This is a genomic window from Nocardiopsis chromatogenes YIM 90109 (genome assembly GCF_000341185.1).
In the GTDB taxonomy this organism is placed as follows: domain Bacteria; phylum Actinomycetota; class Actinomycetes; order Streptosporangiales; family Streptosporangiaceae; genus Nocardiopsis_A; species Nocardiopsis_A chromatogenes.
On record NZ_ANBH01000007.1, the window covers coordinates 1 to 16,638 of the forward strand.

14 protein-coding genes are annotated in these 16,638 nt (G+C 73.6%); 6 read left to right on the forward strand and 8 right to left on the reverse strand.

The features are described 5' to 3' along the window. The first annotated feature begins 643 nt into the window (after positions 1–643). On the forward strand, positions 644–1,315 hold the full coding sequence (locus D476_RS0100680; RefSeq protein ID WP_017622065.1) for a uracil-DNA glycosylase: 672 nt from the start codon (positions 644–646) through the stop codon (positions 1,313–1,315). A 68-nt stretch (positions 1,316–1,383) separates the two neighbouring features. Here the strand turns inward: D476_RS0100680 and D476_RS0100685 are convergent, their stop codons facing one another. Then, positions 1,384–1,782, reverse strand: a complete 399-nt coding sequence (locus D476_RS0100685) for a VOC family protein (RefSeq protein ID WP_017622066.1) — start codon at positions 1,780–1,782, stop codon at positions 1,384–1,386. A 201-nt stretch (positions 1,783–1,983) separates the two neighbouring features. On the opposite strand from D476_RS0100685, the gene D476_RS0100690 reads away from it, so the two are divergent. Next, positions 1,984–5,316 carry an NACHT domain-containing protein gene (locus D476_RS0100690; protein ID WP_017622067.1) on the forward strand — a complete coding sequence of 1,111 codons (3,333 nt, stop codon included), beginning with the start codon at positions 1,984–1,986 and terminating at the stop codon, positions 5,314–5,316. Between the two features lie 88 nt (positions 5,317–5,404). Then, positions 5,405–6,436 (forward strand): DUF2207 domain-containing protein, encoded by a 1,032-nt coding sequence (locus D476_RS0100695; RefSeq protein ID WP_017622068.1) that lies wholly within the window; start codon positions 5,405–5,407, stop codon positions 6,434–6,436. Between the two features lie 129 nt (positions 6,437–6,565). On the opposite strand, the gene D476_RS0100700 is transcribed toward D476_RS0100695, so the two are convergent. Next, positions 6,566–7,333: a DUF6882 domain-containing protein gene (locus D476_RS0100700; RefSeq protein WP_017622069.1), complete on the reverse strand. Its 768-nt coding sequence runs from the start codon at positions 7,331–7,333 to the stop codon at positions 6,566–6,568. Between the two features lie 179 nt (positions 7,334–7,512). Between D476_RS0100700 and D476_RS0100705 the strand changes: the two genes are divergently transcribed. Beyond that, the gene (locus D476_RS0100705) at positions 7,513–7,989 is read left to right on the forward strand and encodes a nucleoside deaminase (RefSeq protein ID WP_026123109.1); all 477 of its coding nucleotides are present in this window, start codon (positions 7,513–7,515) and stop codon (positions 7,987–7,989) included. 635 nt (positions 7,990–8,624) lie between these two features. On the opposite strand, the gene D476_RS0100710 is transcribed toward D476_RS0100705, so the two are convergent. The 5 genes from D476_RS0100710 to D476_RS0100730 all read right to left on the reverse strand — a co-directional run bounded on the left by D476_RS0100710 (position 8,625) and on the right by D476_RS0100730 (position 12,702). Next, positions 8,625–9,773 (reverse strand): hypothetical protein, encoded by a 1,149-nt coding sequence (locus D476_RS0100710; RefSeq protein ID WP_239648561.1) that lies wholly within the window; start codon positions 9,771–9,773, stop codon positions 8,625–8,627. 150 nt (positions 9,774–9,923) lie between these two features. Continuing rightward, the gene (locus tag D476_RS0100715; RefSeq protein ID WP_017622072.1) at positions 9,924–10,565 is read right to left on the reverse strand and encodes a sulfotransferase family protein; all 642 of its coding nucleotides are present in this window, start codon (positions 10,563–10,565) and stop codon (positions 9,924–9,926) included. Further along, positions 10,553–11,866: a cytochrome P450 gene (locus D476_RS0100720; protein WP_017622073.1), complete on the reverse strand. Its 1,314-nt coding sequence runs from the start codon at positions 11,864–11,866 to the stop codon at positions 10,553–10,555. The genes D476_RS0100715 and D476_RS0100720 overlap by 13 nt, the downstream gene beginning before the upstream one ends. Positions 11,867–11,959: 93 nt before the next feature. Continuing rightward, positions 11,960–12,043 (reverse strand): cittilin family RiPP precursor, encoded by an 84-nt coding sequence (locus tag D476_RS40010; protein ID WP_394296920.1) that lies wholly within the window; start codon positions 12,041–12,043, stop codon positions 11,960–11,962. Between the two features lie 161 nt (positions 12,044–12,204). Further along, positions 12,205–12,702, reverse strand: coding sequence for a hypothetical protein (locus tag D476_RS0100730; RefSeq protein ID WP_017622074.1), 498 nt, complete (start codon positions 12,700–12,702; stop codon positions 12,205–12,207). A gap of 117 nt (positions 12,703–12,819) precedes the next feature. Between D476_RS0100730 and D476_RS0100735 the strand changes: the two genes are divergently transcribed. After that, positions 12,820–13,452, forward strand: a complete 633-nt coding sequence (locus D476_RS0100735) for a PadR family transcriptional regulator (RefSeq protein WP_017622075.1) — start codon at positions 12,820–12,822, stop codon at positions 13,450–13,452. Between the two features lie 598 nt (positions 13,453–14,050). Here D476_RS0100735 and D476_RS0100740 read toward each other — a convergent pair. Then, positions 14,051–14,812 carry a TetR/AcrR family transcriptional regulator gene (locus D476_RS0100740; RefSeq protein WP_017622076.1) on the reverse strand — a complete coding sequence of 254 codons (762 nt, stop codon included), beginning with the start codon at positions 14,810–14,812 and terminating at the stop codon, positions 14,051–14,053. Between the two features lie 84 nt (positions 14,813–14,896). Between D476_RS0100740 and D476_RS0100745 the strand changes: the two genes are divergently transcribed. Next, positions 14,897–16,516, forward strand: coding sequence for an FAD-dependent monooxygenase (locus tag D476_RS0100745; protein ID WP_017622077.1), 1,620 nt, complete (start codon positions 14,897–14,899; stop codon positions 16,514–16,516). Positions 16,517–16,638 lie beyond the last annotated feature (122 nt).

Sequence of the window (16,638 nt, forward strand, 5' to 3'; positions counted from 1 at the left end):
GCCGCCGGGCGCTCCCGGCGATCCAGGGGGCCCAGGAGGCGGGCCCTGCGGGGCGCCGGGCGGAGGGCCGGGAGGCGCGCCGGGGCCGCCCGGAGGCGGAGGCCCTGCGGGGCCGGGCCCCGCGGGCGGTGGGCCGACGGGGTGCCCGCCCTGCGGGCCGGGCGGGCCCGGCGGAGGCCCATAGCCCGAGGGCTGAGGCCCAGAGGGGTACCGCCCGGGGTCCTGCGGACCGGGGGGCTGATGCCCGGAAGGCGGTCCGGCAGGTCCGGGCACCGGCGGACCCGCCGGTGCGCCGGGAGGGGTGGGCCCACCGGGCCCGGGGCCGTGCTGCGGGGGCTGGGGGTTCCGGTCGCCGTCGGGCTGCTGGTTCACGCGCTGCTCGCAATGGTCCGGGGTCGCGGGGATACGGCCCCATCGGGGTCGCTGGGCCACGATAACCGCCCCGCCGGAGGTGTTCGCCCGCCCCTCGCCCGGGTGCCCCGCCCCGACGCGGCGCTCCGGGCGGGGCCGCGCATCTGACTCAGACCCGGACGGGCCCTGTTCCGTTCCCCGGAACGGCGGCCGGGTCCGGTCTGCTCGCCGCTCCCCGCCGGATCGGCGAATCCGTCCGATTCGGTCTTCGGGCGTCGCTAGGTTTGTCCGCATGGGACGACCGCTGAACGAGATCATGGACAAGGGCTGGGCCGAAGCCCTGGAGCCGGTTGCCGGGAAGATCGAGGAGATGGGCGCCTTCCTGCGCCAAGAGGTCGCCGACGGGCGGACCTACCTCCCGGCCGGTGAGAACGTGCTGCGCGCCTTCCAGCAGCCGTTCGACGACGTGCGCGTACTGATCGTGGGGCAGGACCCCTACCCCACCCCCGGGCACGCGATCGGGCTGAGCTTCGCGGTGGCGCCCGACGTCAAGCTCCCCGGCAGCCTGCGCAACATCTTCCAGGAGTACTGCGACGACCTGGGGCTGCCGAAGCCCTCCAACGGCGACCTCACGCCGTGGACCAAGCAGGGTGTGCTGCTGCTGAACAGGGCGCTGACGGTGATGCCGGGCAAGCCCGCCTCGCACCGGGGCAAGGGCTGGGAGGAGGTCACCGACCAGGCCATCCGCGCCCTGGCCGCGCGCAGCACGCCCATGGTGGCGATCCTGTGGGGCCGCGACGCGCGCAACCTGCGCCCGCTGATGCCGGACGTGCCGTGCGTGGAGTCGACGCACCCGAGCCCCATGTCGGCCAAGAACGGCTTCTTCGGCTCGCGCCCGTTCAGCCGGGCCAATGCGCTGCTGCAGGAGCGGGGCGGCGAGCCGGTGGACTGGCGCCTGCCCTAGCGGTCTCCCTCCGATGGCCGGGCCGGTCGCCTCCGGACCGGCCATCGGGTACCCGTGGGCCCCGGCCCTCAGGGCTGCCGGCCGTAGACCTCCGGGATCTCCTCGTCGCTGAGCTCGACGCAGAACTCGTTGCCCTCGGGGTCGGCCAGGAGCCAGAAGCCGCCCCCGTTGTCGCGGCGGAAGTCCTTCAGGACCGTCGCACCGAGGTCGACGAGGCGCTGCTTCTCGTCCTCGCGCCGGATGCCGCGCGGGCCCAGGTCCAGGTGCACCCGGTTCTTCACGGCCTTGCCCTCGGGCACCCGCAGGAAGAGCAGCTCGGGGCGCCCGTCCGCGGCGACCACCCACGCCTCGTCCCCGCCGGGAGCGTTCTCGGGGCCGAGTTCCCCGCCGACCACCTCGGCCCAGAACCGGGCGAGCGTGTACGGGTCGGCGCAGTCGAACGTGACGGCGCGGATGTAGGACGGCATGCGGCCTCCAGGTCGGTCCGGTCCCCGGCCGCACCGTCCGGCCCCGGCGCTCCTCCGCCCCGGTGCCGCACCCCCTGCGGCTGGGGGCTTTCCATGGCATGCTCGCATCGCGGACGGACGGGATCAAAGCCGTTTTCCGCGCACGGAACGCACACACGGAACGCACCCGTCGCCCCCGGACGAGGAGAGGCCGCCCCCCACATGGCGAAGAGGCAGTTGAGCTACGCGGACGCGCTGAAGGTTCTGGGCAAGGACGAGCCCGCCCTCCTGGACTTCGCGGAGATGCTGGTCGACGGCGGGTTGGGCGCGCTGGGCGTCCCGGACCTGTTCGGAGTGCGCAGCGAGCTGGTGAAGAAGGGGCGCGAGGCGATCCGGCCGCTGCGGGAGAAGATCACCGGCGTCAGCCGGATGACCCGCATGGAGCGCATCGAGGCGGCGCTGAAGATCATCGCGGTGGAGGCGTTCTTCACGGCGGTCGAAGAGGTGCTGGACGAGTCCGACAGCCCGCTGGCCATGAAGGACCTGCGGCTCACCCGCGAAGTACAGCTGGAGATCGCCGACGGTGTGCGGCCTCTGGACGAGGGCGTGCTGCGGATCGAGGACGGGACCCTGTCGGTATCCGGGGACATTGCCTCGCTCAGGGCCTACGGCCTGCACCGCCGGATCACCCGGGAGCTGCGGGAGCACGTCGAGCAGAGCGAGGCGTTCGGGCGCCTGGACAAGGCGGGGCGCGATGCCGTGCGCGCACGCCTGGACGTCGACGCGATCGCGCCCAAGACCGTCGCGCACTACGCCGACAGCCTCCTGGGGCTGGCCGCCGACGTCCCGGAGGTGCGCATCTGGGCGCAGATGCAGGCGCAGCGGCGGACCGACGCGGGCATGGAACGGGTGGAGACCGGACTGGCCGCGCTGCGCGGCATCCTGGAGCAGGTCTCCTCCGGGAGCGCCCCCGGACGGCGGCGCGAGGAGCTGGCGACGCTCAACCGGGCCGTGCTCGACCGGCCCATCCTGCGCACGGCCGGCCCGGGCGCCGGGGTACCCACTGCCGCCGAGGGCTACCTCTCCCCTCGCGGACGGTTCACCCACAGCCTCGTCGGGGCGAACCTCGCCTCCGAGAAGTGGTGGCAGGAGCACGCCACCACCCACGACGACATCCAGCTCGTCATCGCCGGGCTGCTGACGCGTCGGACGGCCCTGCGCTACCCGATCACCGTCCTCGGACACCCGGGGGCGGGCAAGTCCAAGCTGACCGAGATGATCGCCGCGCAGCTGCCGCCGTCGGACTTCATGGCGATCCGTGTCGAGCTGCGCGGCGTGCAGGCGAACTCGCCGATCCACGCCCAGATCGACGACGGCCTGCGCGCGTCCCTGCACACCGGGGTGTCCTGGCGCGAGCTGGCCGACGAGGCCGAGGGCGCACTCCCGGTGGTGATCCTCGACGGCTTCGACGAGCTGCTCCAGGCCACCGGCGTGGACCGGTCGGACTACCTGGAGCAGGTGCAGGAGTTCCAGCGGCGGCAGGAGGAGATGGGGCGGCCGGTGGCGGTGATCGTCACCAGCCGGACCGTGGTCGCCGGGCGGATGCGGTTCCCGGAGAACTGCCCGGTGATCAAGTTGGAGTCGTTCAGCACCCCGCAGATCCAGCGGATGCTGGAGGTCTGGAACGACGCCCAGGAAGAGTCCCTCGCGGCCCGGGGCCTGTCGCCGGTCCCGTTGGAGTCGGTGCTGGCGTACCGGGAGCTGGCCGAGCAGCCGCTGCTGTTGATGATGCTGCTCATCTACGACTCGGACGCCAACGCCCTACAGGGTAAGGAGGGGGCGCTGTCGCGCTCGGCCCTGTATGAGGAGCTGCTCCGGATGTTCGCCGACCGGGAGATCGACAAGCACCGGTCCAACCTCACCGAGGACGAGGCCGAGCAGGCCGTGGAGGGTGAGTTGCGCCGTCTGGAGGTCGTGGCGCTGGCGATGTTCACTCGGCACCGTCAGACGATCTCGGCGGAGGAGCTGGACAAGGACCTGGAGACGCTGTTCCCGGACGCCGGTGTCCACCCGGAGGGTGCCGACCTCCACGGTGCGCTGAGCGACGCGGACCAGGTGCTGGGGCGGTTCTTCTTCGTGCACGAGTCGCGTGCGGAGGCGAAGGACCGCGCGGCGAGCGTGTACGAGTTCCTGCACGCCACGTTCGGCGAGTACCTGGTGGCACGGTACGCGGCCGCCGTGCTGGACGGGCTGGTCGAGGACCGCCGGGAGGAGCGCAAGCGCTCCCGGCGGCGGCGGAGCACACGCCCCTTGGACTACGGGGAGCTGTACGCCATCACCTCCTATGCGGCGTTCACGTCGCGGGCGGCCGTGGTGGAGTTCCTGGACGACCTCCTGCACCAGCGCTTCGCCGAGGTCCCGGAGGAACGCTCCGACTACATCGACCTGCTGCTGACGCTGTTCCACGAGGCGCCGTACGCCCGCCCGTCGCAGGAGTTCGAGGGCTACGAGCCCTGGCGCGCGACGGTCGTGTACCGGCAGGCCGCCTACTCGCTGAACCTCGCGGTGCTGCTGGCGTGCTGCGGGGAGACGCTGGACCTGGCGAAGCTGTTCCCGGACGAGGACCGGATGGCGTGGCACGGGTGGCGGCGGCAGGCGGCGCACTGGCGCGGGCTCATGGACGAGGAGTGGCACGGGTTCGTGGACACGGTCCGCATCCGGCACTCAGGCGGCCTGAGGCGCGAGACGACGACCACGATGGAGCGCGAGCGCGGTGAACCGGTGGTCGTCGGCGAATGCCTGGGCTTCGAGGTGAGCCCCGAGGGGCCGGGGGACCTCGACATCACCGACCCGTACGAGATCACGGTCCCCTACGACGGGGTGACATCGAAGCTTCTGCGCAGCACGGCCGTTCGCACGAACGGAACGGCGGCGCGGATCATGCTGATGATGACGCCGATGCTGCGGTATGTGAACGAAGAGGCGCTGATCTGGTACGCGGATCCGGACGATCCGACACGGACATGGAGCGAGACCCACGACATTCTGCGCCTGCGCACCGAACCCCTGCACGAGGACATCAACGGGCGCCTCAGGGCCTATAGACGGCTCCTGAGTACGCCGACTCTCGGCCGCATCGAACTCCTGACGCTGAGACAGGCCGCCGAGGACCTCGGCCGTCTGGAGCGCGAGCCGAGCGGGGACGTGTCCTTCGTCGAACTGGGCAGCCTGGTCATCGGATTCATCATCGGCGCCGAAAGCGTTGTTTCCGGACCCCGGCTCGGTCGCGACGAATTGGACGCCGTCTTCTCCGTGCTCCAAGCGCACTTGGCCGTCGACACCGATTTCTCCGCAGGCTGCACACGGCTCCTCGAACAGGCGGAGCAGAACGAGATCCTGAATGAGGCCGAGGAGGAACAGCCGGAACAGCCGAGCGAGAAGAAGCAGGGCGCCTCCGAGGAAAGGACGGTGAGAGAAGCCGTCCGCTTCAGCAGCAGGTTCCCTGAAAGCACGAGGCCCTACTCGCCCATGAACCCCAACTCCGGAGCCTGGTAAGGCCCAGCGTCCAGGGACGTTGAGGGCGAGTGCGGGGGCGCCGTCCGACACAGGCAACCGGATCGGCTCCCCCGGCATCCAAGGAGACATGGACTCCACACTCCCCCGTGTCTGCACCGGTGTCCCTCTCCCCGCCTCCGCCGCCCGGCGCGGCGCCCCTCCCCTGCGCGGCCCCGGACGCCGCTTGCTCCCCCTCCCGCACGCACCCCACGCGCGGCGGGCCGCCACCGCCACGGCCCTGTGCGGAGCGGTGTTCGCGGCGTTCCCCGCCGCACCCGCGCTGGCCGCCGGTGAGCGCTCCATCGCCTCCCTGGACGTGGAGGTACGGGTCGGCCGGGACGCCACCGTCCGCATCACCGAACGGATGACCTACGACTTCGGCGGCGACGGCTCCCCCGTCCGCCGCCTGCTGCCGCACAACGGCAGCATCTCGGGGTCCCGGGAGATCGGCCTGGGACTGCGGGACGTGGAGGTGGTCGACAACGGCGGCGTGCGGTCCGTCGAGGTGGACGAGCGGGACAACGTGACCGAGGTGGTCATCGGCGAGTCGGACCGGCCCTTCACCGGCACCCGCACCTTCGCCGTCGCCTACACCTACGAGACGCTGATGGTGCGCGGGGAGGGCGACCACCCCCGCATGTTCCTGAACACGGTCGGCAGCGAGTGGTCCCTGCCCGTGCGCGATGTGAGCGTCGAGGTGGACCTGCCCGCGGAGCCGGACGGTATCGACTGCTATGCGGGGAACCTCGGCGGCACCTCACCCTGCACGTCCGCCGACATCGGCGGTAAGAGCGCGACCTTCACCCATGACGAGGTCGAGCCGGGGCAGGCGATGAGTGTCGACGTCGTCCTGCCCAAGGGCGCCGTCGACCCGGAGCTGCCCACGACGGAGGAGGCCGAGACCCCCCAGACGGACATGTGGCCGATCTACGCCTTCGGCCTGGGGGTGGTCGGGCTGGTGCTGGCCTACATCATCTTCGGCGACCGCTCCCCCGTCCGCAGGATCGGGGGCGGAGGCGCTGCCGGAGGCTACGGCGGCTATGGGGGCTACGGCGGTGGAGGCGGCTGGAGCGGAGGGGACGGCGCGGGCGACGGGGGCGGAGGCGGCGGCGGGGACTGATCCCGACCGCGCACCGGCGCCGAAGGGGCTCCCCCTCCATCCCCCTCCGCCGCACCTCCGCGGTGCCGGTCCCCGTCCGCCCGGGTCGGGGACCGGCACCGTCCGGCGCACGGCCTGTCAGCCCGGCGGCTACGCGCCCTCCGCGCCCTCCGCGCCCTGGGCACCGTCCGCGCCGTCCGCACCCGCCATCTTCGCGTCGATCTTGGTGGGACGCCCGTACTCGTCGAACTCGACGGTGGCCCGGAAGGTCGGCCCGGCCAGGTCGAGCCGGGACCCCGACGGGTCGAATTCGGCCTGCAGGCCGCGCCGCACCCCGTAGGAGTACAGGGCCCGGCGCCGGTCGTTCAGCGGCAGGCCGGACAGGCCCTCCTGGATGGTCCGCATGACCCGTGGGCCCTCCGGCGCCGGGAGGGCGAACGCGGGGTGCTCGATCATGAAGGAGGCGTGCGTGCCCGAGCCGACCTCGGCGGTGTAGGAGGTCCAGCGGCCCGAGACGGCCTTGGCCGCCTCGGTCATCAGGGCGGCGACCACGCGCGGGTGGTCGGGCGCGCCCGGGAGGGCGCCGAAGGGCACCTCCGGCTCGGCCAGCTCGGGGATGCCGTGCTCGCGCCCGAAGTCGCGCACGGCGGTGGTGAGGGCGGTGATCGCCTCGGGGTAGCCGGACGGGTTGGCCCACGCCCACAGCCAGGAGCCGGGGCCGGGGGCGGCGCTGCCCAGCAGGTGCACGTCGGTGCAGGTCAGCTCGTGCTCGCCGGTGAAGGTGAAGCGCTGGGCCTGCAGGTCCACGTTCCAGTTGTGCTGGCCGACGGCCTCTTCCAGCCGGAGCTGGTGCTCGAGCGACAGGAAGGCGGCGTCGTCGAGGAGGTCGGAGAAGGAAGGAGAGGAAGTATTCGACACGCCGCGCAGACTAGGCGGCGCCACTGACACCGTCGAATCGGACACGCGATCCGCGTCCGCCACGAACGCGGCCTTCCCGCGCACACGCCGCCCTCTACGGGAGAATGCCCGTCTGGGCCCCGCCCTTCCGGCCGCTGTAGCCCCGATGTAGCCCCGACGACTCTGAGAGGCGGTTGTTCATGGACGCCACCGACCTGCGGCACCTGCGCCGCTGCGTGGACCTGGCCGAAGAGGCACTGGACGCCGGTGACGAACCCTTCGGGTCGGTCCTGGTCTCCGGCGACGGTGTCGTCCTGGCCGAGGACCGCAACCGCATCGCCGACGGCGACAGCACCCGCCACCCCGAGTTCGCCCTCGCGCGGTGGGCGGCCGAGAAGATGCGCCCTGAGGACCGCCCGGCCGCGACCGTCTACACGTCGGGCGAGCACTGCCCGATGTGCTCGGCCGCGCACGCCTGGGTGGGGCTGGGGCGGATCGTGTACGCCGCCTCCAGCGAACAGCTCACGGGGTGGCTCTCCGACCTCGGCCTTCCGGAGCCTCCGGTCCGCCCGCTGCCGATCCGTGAGGTGGCCCCCGGGGTGGCGGTGGACGGCCCGTCCCCGGAGATGTCGGAGCGCGTCCACCGGCTGCACCTGCGGTACCACGGCCGAGTATGAGCGGACCGCGCCGGTCCGGTGAGTAGGCATCCGGTTCGGTCACGTGATGAGCCCCGGGCCGCGCGCCGCCGACCGGTGGGCGTCAGTGGCCGCCGGGAGTTCCGCATACGCCCTGTGCCGATCACCAGGCGCGTGCCCCGGCCGTTCGGGCGTCCAGCGGGTCGAACGGGGCCGCCGCGAACGGACTCCCCATGTGTCCTCCGCCACGAGCGCCATGTCCGGGTTGAAGTTGACACCTGTGTCACCTTCTAGCGTCCCGCGGGCCGGCGGCCCGGGCGGGCTCAAACCGGACCGCCCACCGGCGGTCCGGCACTCACTGGTTCCGCTACGCGGGGAGCCGGTTTCCTCCCCGTCCTGAAGCTGAAGGACGGGGCTAGGCAACACCGCCTCATTGAAGAGGTGTTGTGATGAGCGCCCCTCCGGACGCCCTCGCCGACCGCCCTTACAGCCGGGGCCTTCGAGCGGTCGGCGATCTGCGGTCGGCGCGCCCCGGCCAGGAGTCCCGCTGACGGACCGGGCCGCCGTCGGGCCCTGGTCGGCGCCTCGACCATCGCACCCGCCCCGCAGGACGGACACGACTCCGGTTCAGGGGACGTGCCTCCTGAACCGGACCCGAGCCGAACCGCTTCCCGGCCTCAGGAGCCCGCGCCCCCGGCCGCCCAGGGCCCCGTGCCGTAGACGAAGCCGTAGTCGGTGAACACGTCCGGGTCGCCCTTCTCGAAGGCGGTCCCGACCACCACGGCGCCGCCTCCGGGGACGGTGTCCATCGCGCCCGTCGACAGGTCGTACTTCTCGTCCGAGAGCGGCTGCTCGGTCGTGGTGCCGTCGGCGGCGATGTGCACCATGGTCGGGTTCCACCCGCTGTTCACGACCCACAGGCCGCCGTCGCCGTCCTCGGCGACTTTGTCGTAGGTGCCCGGCTCCTCGCCCTGCTCCACCGACCACGACTCGCCGTCGAAGCGGGCCAGGAGCGGCCGGTAGTGGTTCAGGTCGTTCCCGTCCTTCCAGAACACGTGGCCCACCGCCACGACGTCCTCGGCGGAGCGCGCCAGGACGTCGGTGAAGACCGCGTCGGACTCGCCCGGAGGCAGGTCCACGCCGGGCACCTCCATGGGCTTCCACCGCTCCCCGTCCCACCGGTCGACGGCGGCCGTGCGGTCCCGGATCCCGGCCGCGAACACCGCGTCCGGCCCGGCCGCCGAGACCGCCTGGGTGACCGACGGCGCCGGGTAGTCCCTCCAGATGTCGCCGTCGAAGTACGCCGCGCGGTCGTAGCCGTCCACGGGGCGGGAGAGCATCCAGGCGGTGCCGTCGCCGACCGCCGCCACGTCGGTGGGCAGCAGGGCGGGGTCGATCTCCGGCGCTGTCCACGCCTCGCCGTCGTAGTGCAGCACGACCGCGTCCCCGTCGGGGGTTCCTCCGGCCGCCCACACCTCGTCCTGCGCGGAGGCGTCGGCGGCGTCCGGCTCGACGGTCCACCCCTCGGGGACGGGTTCGCGGGTCCAGGCGTCGCCGTCCCAGCGGTGGATCCATGTGGAGCCGGGCCCCTGGGCGCTGTCGTCGCCGAAGGCCCACACCGCGTCGGGGCCCGCGGCGGCGACGGCGGTGAACGAGCCGCCGTCGTCGGGCGACCCGTGGACCTGCCGCCACGGGCCCTGCTCGGCGAGGGCCGGTCCCGCGGGGGCGGCGGCGAGGGCTGCCGCGGCGGCGACCGCGGACACGGCGGCGACGGGGGTCGCCGCCGTGCGGCGCACCGCTCTGCGTCGAGATGTCGTACGCGCCATTCTTCACTCTCCGTCCATTGGTGCGATACGAATCATTACGTATGACGCGCCCCACACGGCGCACGTTGGCGGCGTGGACGGAGAATCGGCCGATTCGTCAGAACTTTCCCGCCACGGGCACCGGTTCCGGTGCTCCCCGGCGGCGCACCCTCAGCGGCCGCCGATACGCCGCCGCACGCGCGCGTGGAAGTCGGCCGCCGTGTTCCCCCTGGGGTACGGGGTGTCGGGGACCGGCACTCCGAGGAAGGCGCACAGCGGCTCCCACCCCTGCTCGGCGCGGAACACCAGCAGGCGGTCGTTCGGCACGACGGCCCGCACGCGTGCGCGGTGCTCGGCCAGGACGCCGAGCGCGTGCGCGCGGTCCTCGAACCGGCCGCCGAAGGTGCGCTCCCAGATGAGCTCTTCGGCGAAGGCGGCGACCCGTCCGGCGTCCCCGTCCAGGCGGCGCCTCCTGCCCTCCTCGTCGTACCGGCTCAGGTACAGGGTGCGGTAGGCGCTCTCGTACCAGGCGTCGGGGTCGCGGTCGGTCAGGACGACCTTCGCTTCGGGGAAGGCGTGCACGAGCCCGCCCACGAAGGCGCAGGCGGGCCAGCCGACGGCCGCACCGTACCCGGCGACGGCGCGGGCCGCCGACGCGCGCCCCTCCGCCGCGTCGCGCCAGGCGGCCAGCCGCTCGGGCCGGTCGTACAGCTCCTTCATGTGGTGGACGGGCCCGAAGCCGAGCAGGGCCAGAGCGGCGCGCAGGGACAGGGTGCCGGTCCGCCCGAACCCGGCCCCGATCACCGCGACCATCGCGCACCTCGCGGGTGCTCCTTGAACACGCGGGCGCGCACCCCGACCGGTTGCAGGGCCAGGGCGGGGCGGGGGCGCACGTCCCCGGGGGCGACGGGCTTGAAGCGCACGTGCGCGCGCAGCGCGGTGGCGACCTCCTCGATCTCGCTCAGGGCCATGGACGCGCCCAGGCAGCCGCGTGCCCCGGCGCCGAAGGGGAAGTAGGCGTACCGGTGCGCGGGACCGGCGCCGTCCAGCCACCGCTCCGGGCGGAAGCGGTCCGGCTCGGGGAACCAGCGCTCGTCGCGCTGGGTCACCCACTGGCTGAGGCCGATGACCGTCCCGGCGGGCAGGCGGTATCCGCCGAACTCGACGGGCCGGGCCGCCTCCCTGCTGATCACCCACGCGGGCGGGTAGAGGCGCACGGCCTCCTTGGCGCAGGCGGCGGCGTACCCGTCGGCGCCCGCGGCACGCGCGGAGGCCGCGAGCGCCGCGTCGGCCTCCGGGGCGGTCCCGAGGCAGTGCACCAGCCAGGTGAGCGCGTCGGCGGTGGTCTCATAGCCCGACATGAGCAGGGTGGCCAGCTCGTCCCGGATCTCGGGGAAGGGGGCGCGGGGGCGCTCCTCGACGAGGCGGCCCAGGGCGGTGGCGCCGCCGTCGGGCCGGTGGCCGTCGATGAGCCGCCGCAGGGACGCGTCGAGGGCGCGCATGGCGCGGCGCAGGGTGAGGTTGACGGGGGTGGGCACCCATACCGGCAGGCGGACGGGGCCGGCGGTCAGGCGCATGATGGCGGCCACGGCGTCGGCGAGCGCGTCGGCCTCGCCGCCCAGGGGGCGCCCGGCGATGTGCACGGCGCCGATGCGCATGGCCAGCCGGGACATCTCCTTGTGGACGTCGATGGTGCCGCCCTCGGCCCAGGAGCCGACGGTGCGGGCGACCGCGTCCCGGGCGTGGGCCCTCAGCCCGGCCAGGCGTTCACTGCGGAAGGCGGGCTGCAGGCGGCGGCGCTTGCGCGCCCAGTCCTCGCCTTCGCTGTTCATCATGGCCAGCGGGAAGCCGGTACCGCCGCGGCGGCGCTCGCCGGGGCGCACCTTGATCAGGTTCCGGTCGCGGTCGACGAGGGCGCGGCCGACGTCGTCGGGGTGGACGAGCAGGACGTTGCCGGAGGTGAGCGCGACGACGTCGCCGTGGTCGCGGGCGGCGCGGGTGAGGAAGCCGAGGGGGTCGACGGCGAAGTCGGCCGCGTTGGCCGCGCCGTCGCCGCCTGAGGGGCCGGGCGGCCGGCGGTCGCGCGGGGCCGGAGACGGCCGGGCCCGAGTCATCCCACCTCCTGCTGCGGGGGCTCGCCGCGGAGCGGCTGCAGCGCGCGGGCCGAAGGCGCCCGCGCGCCGCGGTTCAGCGGAAGGAAGTGGTGATCAGTAGTAGACGTAGGGCCGGGTGAGGCGCTTGCTGTCGACGATCCCGAGGGCGGCGGCGACGCGGTAGGCGGCTCTCTTCACAGAAGACCCTTTCCACTCGCGCCCGGGCCCCTTTCGCGGTCCGGACTCGTTTCGCCGTTCGGGCGACAGGGCCGCCCGGACGACGCGGTCAACCTACGTGAACGGGCGCCTGTTCGGCCATGACGGAGAGGTGAGCATCGCCTGACCGCGGTGTCGCCGCCCTAGGTGCGGGCCGCCCGCCTTCGCTCTCCGGTCCTCCGCCAGGGCATCAGGGCCTCGTGCCAGGCGGGCAGGGCGCGTGCGGCGACGAGCGAGCGGTAGGCGATCAGCGGGGAGCCGATGACGGTGGGCAGGAACCAGGCCAGGAGGTTCCCGTCGGCGAACTGCACGACGACCGGGGTCACGTAGGCGATGACCGCGGACATCATCAGCACGAGGTGGATGCGGTACCAGTGCGCCACCGGCTTGCGCCGGGCCAGGTACACTCCGGCGGCGACGGCGGCGAGCGTGGCCGTCGCGACGATGCCGAGCCACCACATGTCGGGGGCGAACGGCAGCAGGGCGTAGGTCGTGGCGGCCACGACCACCACGGTGGCGCCGAAGACGCGGCCGGTGACGGTGTGCGGGCCGCGGCGCTTGCGGGCGGTCAGGGCGGCCAGGGCCGCGGCGAGGCCGACGGTCCCGGCGGCGATGTGCAGGGTGAGAAGGACGGCGTGCATCGGGACTCCCCGTGGGGCCGACGGGCGGAGGGGCGGCTCGCGCCCACCGACAGTCCATTGTGGAATGTTGCCCCCACAGAGTGGACCTGACACAGTGGACTGTCAAGGGGGTTTCGGATGAACGGACGCCGCACGGCCAAGGACGCGCCGCACGGACTGAACAACACGGCCGCCTCGCTCCTGGGGTTCCTGCACGAGCGCCCCATGACCGGGTGGGACCTGGTGGCGGCGGCCGAGGACCTGATGGGCGACTTCTGGTCGATCACCCGCAGCCAGGTGTACCGGGAGCTGTCGTCGATGGCCGAGGCCGGGCTGGTGGAGGAGCTGGAGCGCGGCAAGCGGGACCGGCGCCCCTACGCGATCACCGACGCGGGGCGCAAGGCGTTCGCCGACTGGAGCGCGGCCGTCCCCGCGGAGGAGGCGGTGCGGTTCCCGCTCCTGCTGATGCTGACGCTCGGCCGCCACATCCCGCGCGAGCACCTGGCCACTGCGGTCGAGCACCACCGGGCCGTGCACAGGAGCCGCCTGGCACGCTACGAGCACCAGCTCCCGGACATGAGCGACCCGTACGCGGTGGCGACCTTGAGCTTCGGCATCCAGTACGAGCGGGCGGTGCTGGCGTGGTTCGACGGCCTGCCTGAGGAGATCACCGGCGTGCCGCCGACGAGTCCGCCGGGCTCTGCTGGGACACCGGGTGCGGCGGAGGAACCCCGGACGGGCACCGGAGACCCCGACGACGGGCCGGGCTGACCCGGGCCCCCGGCCGCCGCACGCCGGGTGTGCGAACACCGGCGCCCCATTCTTCGGGGGTGCGCCCTCTCGCCGGTCGGCGGCACAGGCCGATGCACCATGGACGGACCTCGGACGCCAAGCGGGCGCCTCCGGCACCGGCCACGGGCGGCAGGCGGCGTCCGCCCGAAGGGGCGCGACCTTCGGCAGCGGTCCCGTCCGCCGGATGGGTTGTCGTCCGCTGGAGCGGTGTCGCCCCCGTTCGGCCCCGCGGTGATCTCGACTGACGTGCCGACGTGCTGTCGAACCGGCGATCCCGACTGCACTTCGGCACTTCTGCACTTCTGCCGAGATCACCGCCGAAGACGCCCGGTATGCGACGTGGGGCCGAACCATCCCCTGCAGCCGCCGTCATCCGCACCGGCTGATGTCGGTGGTGTCGGGCAGCACTCGAACTCCGAGTGTGAGGATCCGATGGCGTCCGCTGGGGTGGTGCACCATTCGGCGGCCGAAACCCGCCTTGCCGGACGCAGTCCGCAGAAGGGGGGGACACGACCACTCGCAAGGACGCGCCCCCGGACCGGGCCGAACGTCTCCCGGGCTCCGACCCCACGTCGGATCAGGCCCCGGACTCGCGCTCCGCCGCGCGCTCGATGCCCGCGATGATCGCGTCCAGGCCGTACTCGAAGTGCCGCATGGGATCGACGCGCTCGGACGCCATGCCCCCGACCAGCGCCGCCAGGTGCGGGAACACCCCCTGGGGCAGTGACCGGAGGTATCCGATGATCTCCCCGATCCTGCGTGAGACCTCCTCCGTTCCGGCCGCCTGCCCGGGGCCGCCGCGCATCTCCTGCTCGAAGGCGAACGCCGTGCCGTAGAGCGCCAGCAGGTCGCCCGCGGCCCCCGCCGCTTCGAGCGTCATCCCGCCCGCGCGCAGGATGCCGATCTGGGCGTCCATCTGCGCCATCAGCCGCGGAGTCGTGGGGATCGCCGTGCGCATGGCGATCTCGGCCGACCCCGGGTTGTCGAGCAGCACCCGGACCTGCATCACGGTGTGCTCGCGGAGCTGCTCGCGCCACCGCCCCGGGTCGGGGACCGGGACCGGGGCGTCCGCGAAGACCTCGTCCAGCATCAGCTCGTACAGGTCCTGCTTGTCGCGCACGTGGGCGTAGAGCGAGGCCGGGCCCGTGCCCAGTGCCTGGGCGACGCGGCGCATCGTCACCCCGGCCAGCCCTTCCTCGGCCATGATCCGCAGCGCCGCCTCCACGACGGCCTCGGTGCTCAACGGGCGCCGCGGCGTCGGGCGCGCGGACTTGCGCCACGGCGGCGGAGGGACGGCCGCGGACCCGGACGGGTCGGCGGCGAACGGGGTGGAGCTCATGGCGAACAGTGTATTTGCCACGAACGTCGTTCGCGGATAGAACAGTGTTCGTACACGAACACCGTTCGATAGCGAGGTCCCGCCATGGCGACACGTACCGAGCACGCCCCCGTCCTGATCGTCGGCGCCGGCCTCGCCGGCGCCTCGGCGGCGATGTTCCTAGCCCTGCACGGGGTGTCGGCGCTGGCCGTCAGCCGCCACCCCGGCCCCTCCGACCAGCCCAAGGCCCGCGGCCAGTCCTGGCCCACGATGGAGGCGCTGCGCATCGCGGGGGTCGCCGACACCGTGCGCGCGGCCGGTTTCGACGTCGACCGGCCCATGCCGATCGTCATCGCCCGCAGCCTCACCGAGCCGGTCCTGCACGAGATCCTCGGCGAGGAGTGGCCCGACTGGTCGCACCTGACCCCCGAGCGGATGGGCATGGCCAGTCAGGAGCGCACCGAGCCGGTGCTCATCGGACGCGCCCGCGAGCTGGGCGCCGAGGTCCGCTTCTCCACCCGCCTGGACTCCTTCGAGCAGGACGACGAGGGCGTGACCGCGCACCTGCGCGACCTGGAAACCGGCGAGGAGTACACGGTCCGCGCCGCCTACCTGGTCGCCGCCGACGGCTGGCGCGGCGGGATCCGCGACGCCCTGGGCATCGGCACGCACGGGCGCGGCACCATCTCCACGTCGGTCGGCCTGGTGGCCGAGGCCGACCTGACCGCGGCCACCCAGGGGCGCGAGTTCAGCCTCTACTACCTGCAGAACCCGCGGATGGCGGGCGGTGGCGGCGCGTTCACCACGACCGACACCCCCGGGCGCTACGCCCTGGCCTTCGGGCACGACCCGGCCTCCGGGAAGGAGGCCGAGGACTACACCGACGCCGAGTGCGCCGAGCAGGTGCGGATCGCGGCCGGAATCCCCGACCTGGACGTGAAGATCCTCGCCAAGGACCTCACCGGCACCGCGCACGTGGTCGCCGACCGGTTCAGCAGCGGGCGCGTGCACCTGATCGGAGACTGCGCGCACACCATGCCCCCGCACGGCGGGCAGGGCGGCAACACCGCCGTGATGGACGGCTTCCACCTGGCCTGGAAGCTGGCGGCGGCGGTCCAGGGCTGGGCGGGTGAGGGGCTGCCGGCCTCGCACGACGCCGAGCGGCGGCCGTACGGCCGGATGGTCGCCGACCAGCAGTACGCGAACATGGTGCGGCGGCAGTCGCCGCACCTGGCCGACGGCACCGAGGCCGAGCCGGTCTCCCCCGAGCGGCTGCTTTTGGGCCACCGCGTTCCCGACGGCGCGGTGGTGCGCGAGGCCGACGAGGACGGGGCGCCGACCGAGGACCCGGCGGAGCCCACGGGCCGCCCGGGGTCGCACGCCCCGCACGTGTGGCTGGAGCGGGACGGCGAGCCGCTGCCGGTGCTGGACCTGTTCGGGCGGGGCTTCGTCCTGCTGACCGAGGACCCGGCGTGGGCCGCGGCCGCCGAGCGGGCGGCGGAACGGCTGGGCGTCCCGATGCGCGCCGAGGTGGTGGGCGTACCGGGCTCCGGGCACGGGCTGGTCGACCCGCGGGGCCGGTGGCGGACGCTGTACGGCATCCCGGCCCACGGGGCGACGCTGGTACGCCCGGACCGCTTCATCGCCTGGCGCACCGCCTCCCCGGCCGACACGGACGAGCTGGCGGCGGCCCTGCGGACGGTGCTGTGCCGGACCGACGGGTGACACCGCCCTCAATGGCGGAGGAGGACCTCCGGAAAGGGCGGGGGAACCCCGGATCAGAGGACTCCGCGGGCGGGCGTCCGGCCGCCCGCGGGTCCGGAAGGCCCCGTGCCGCATCGGACCGG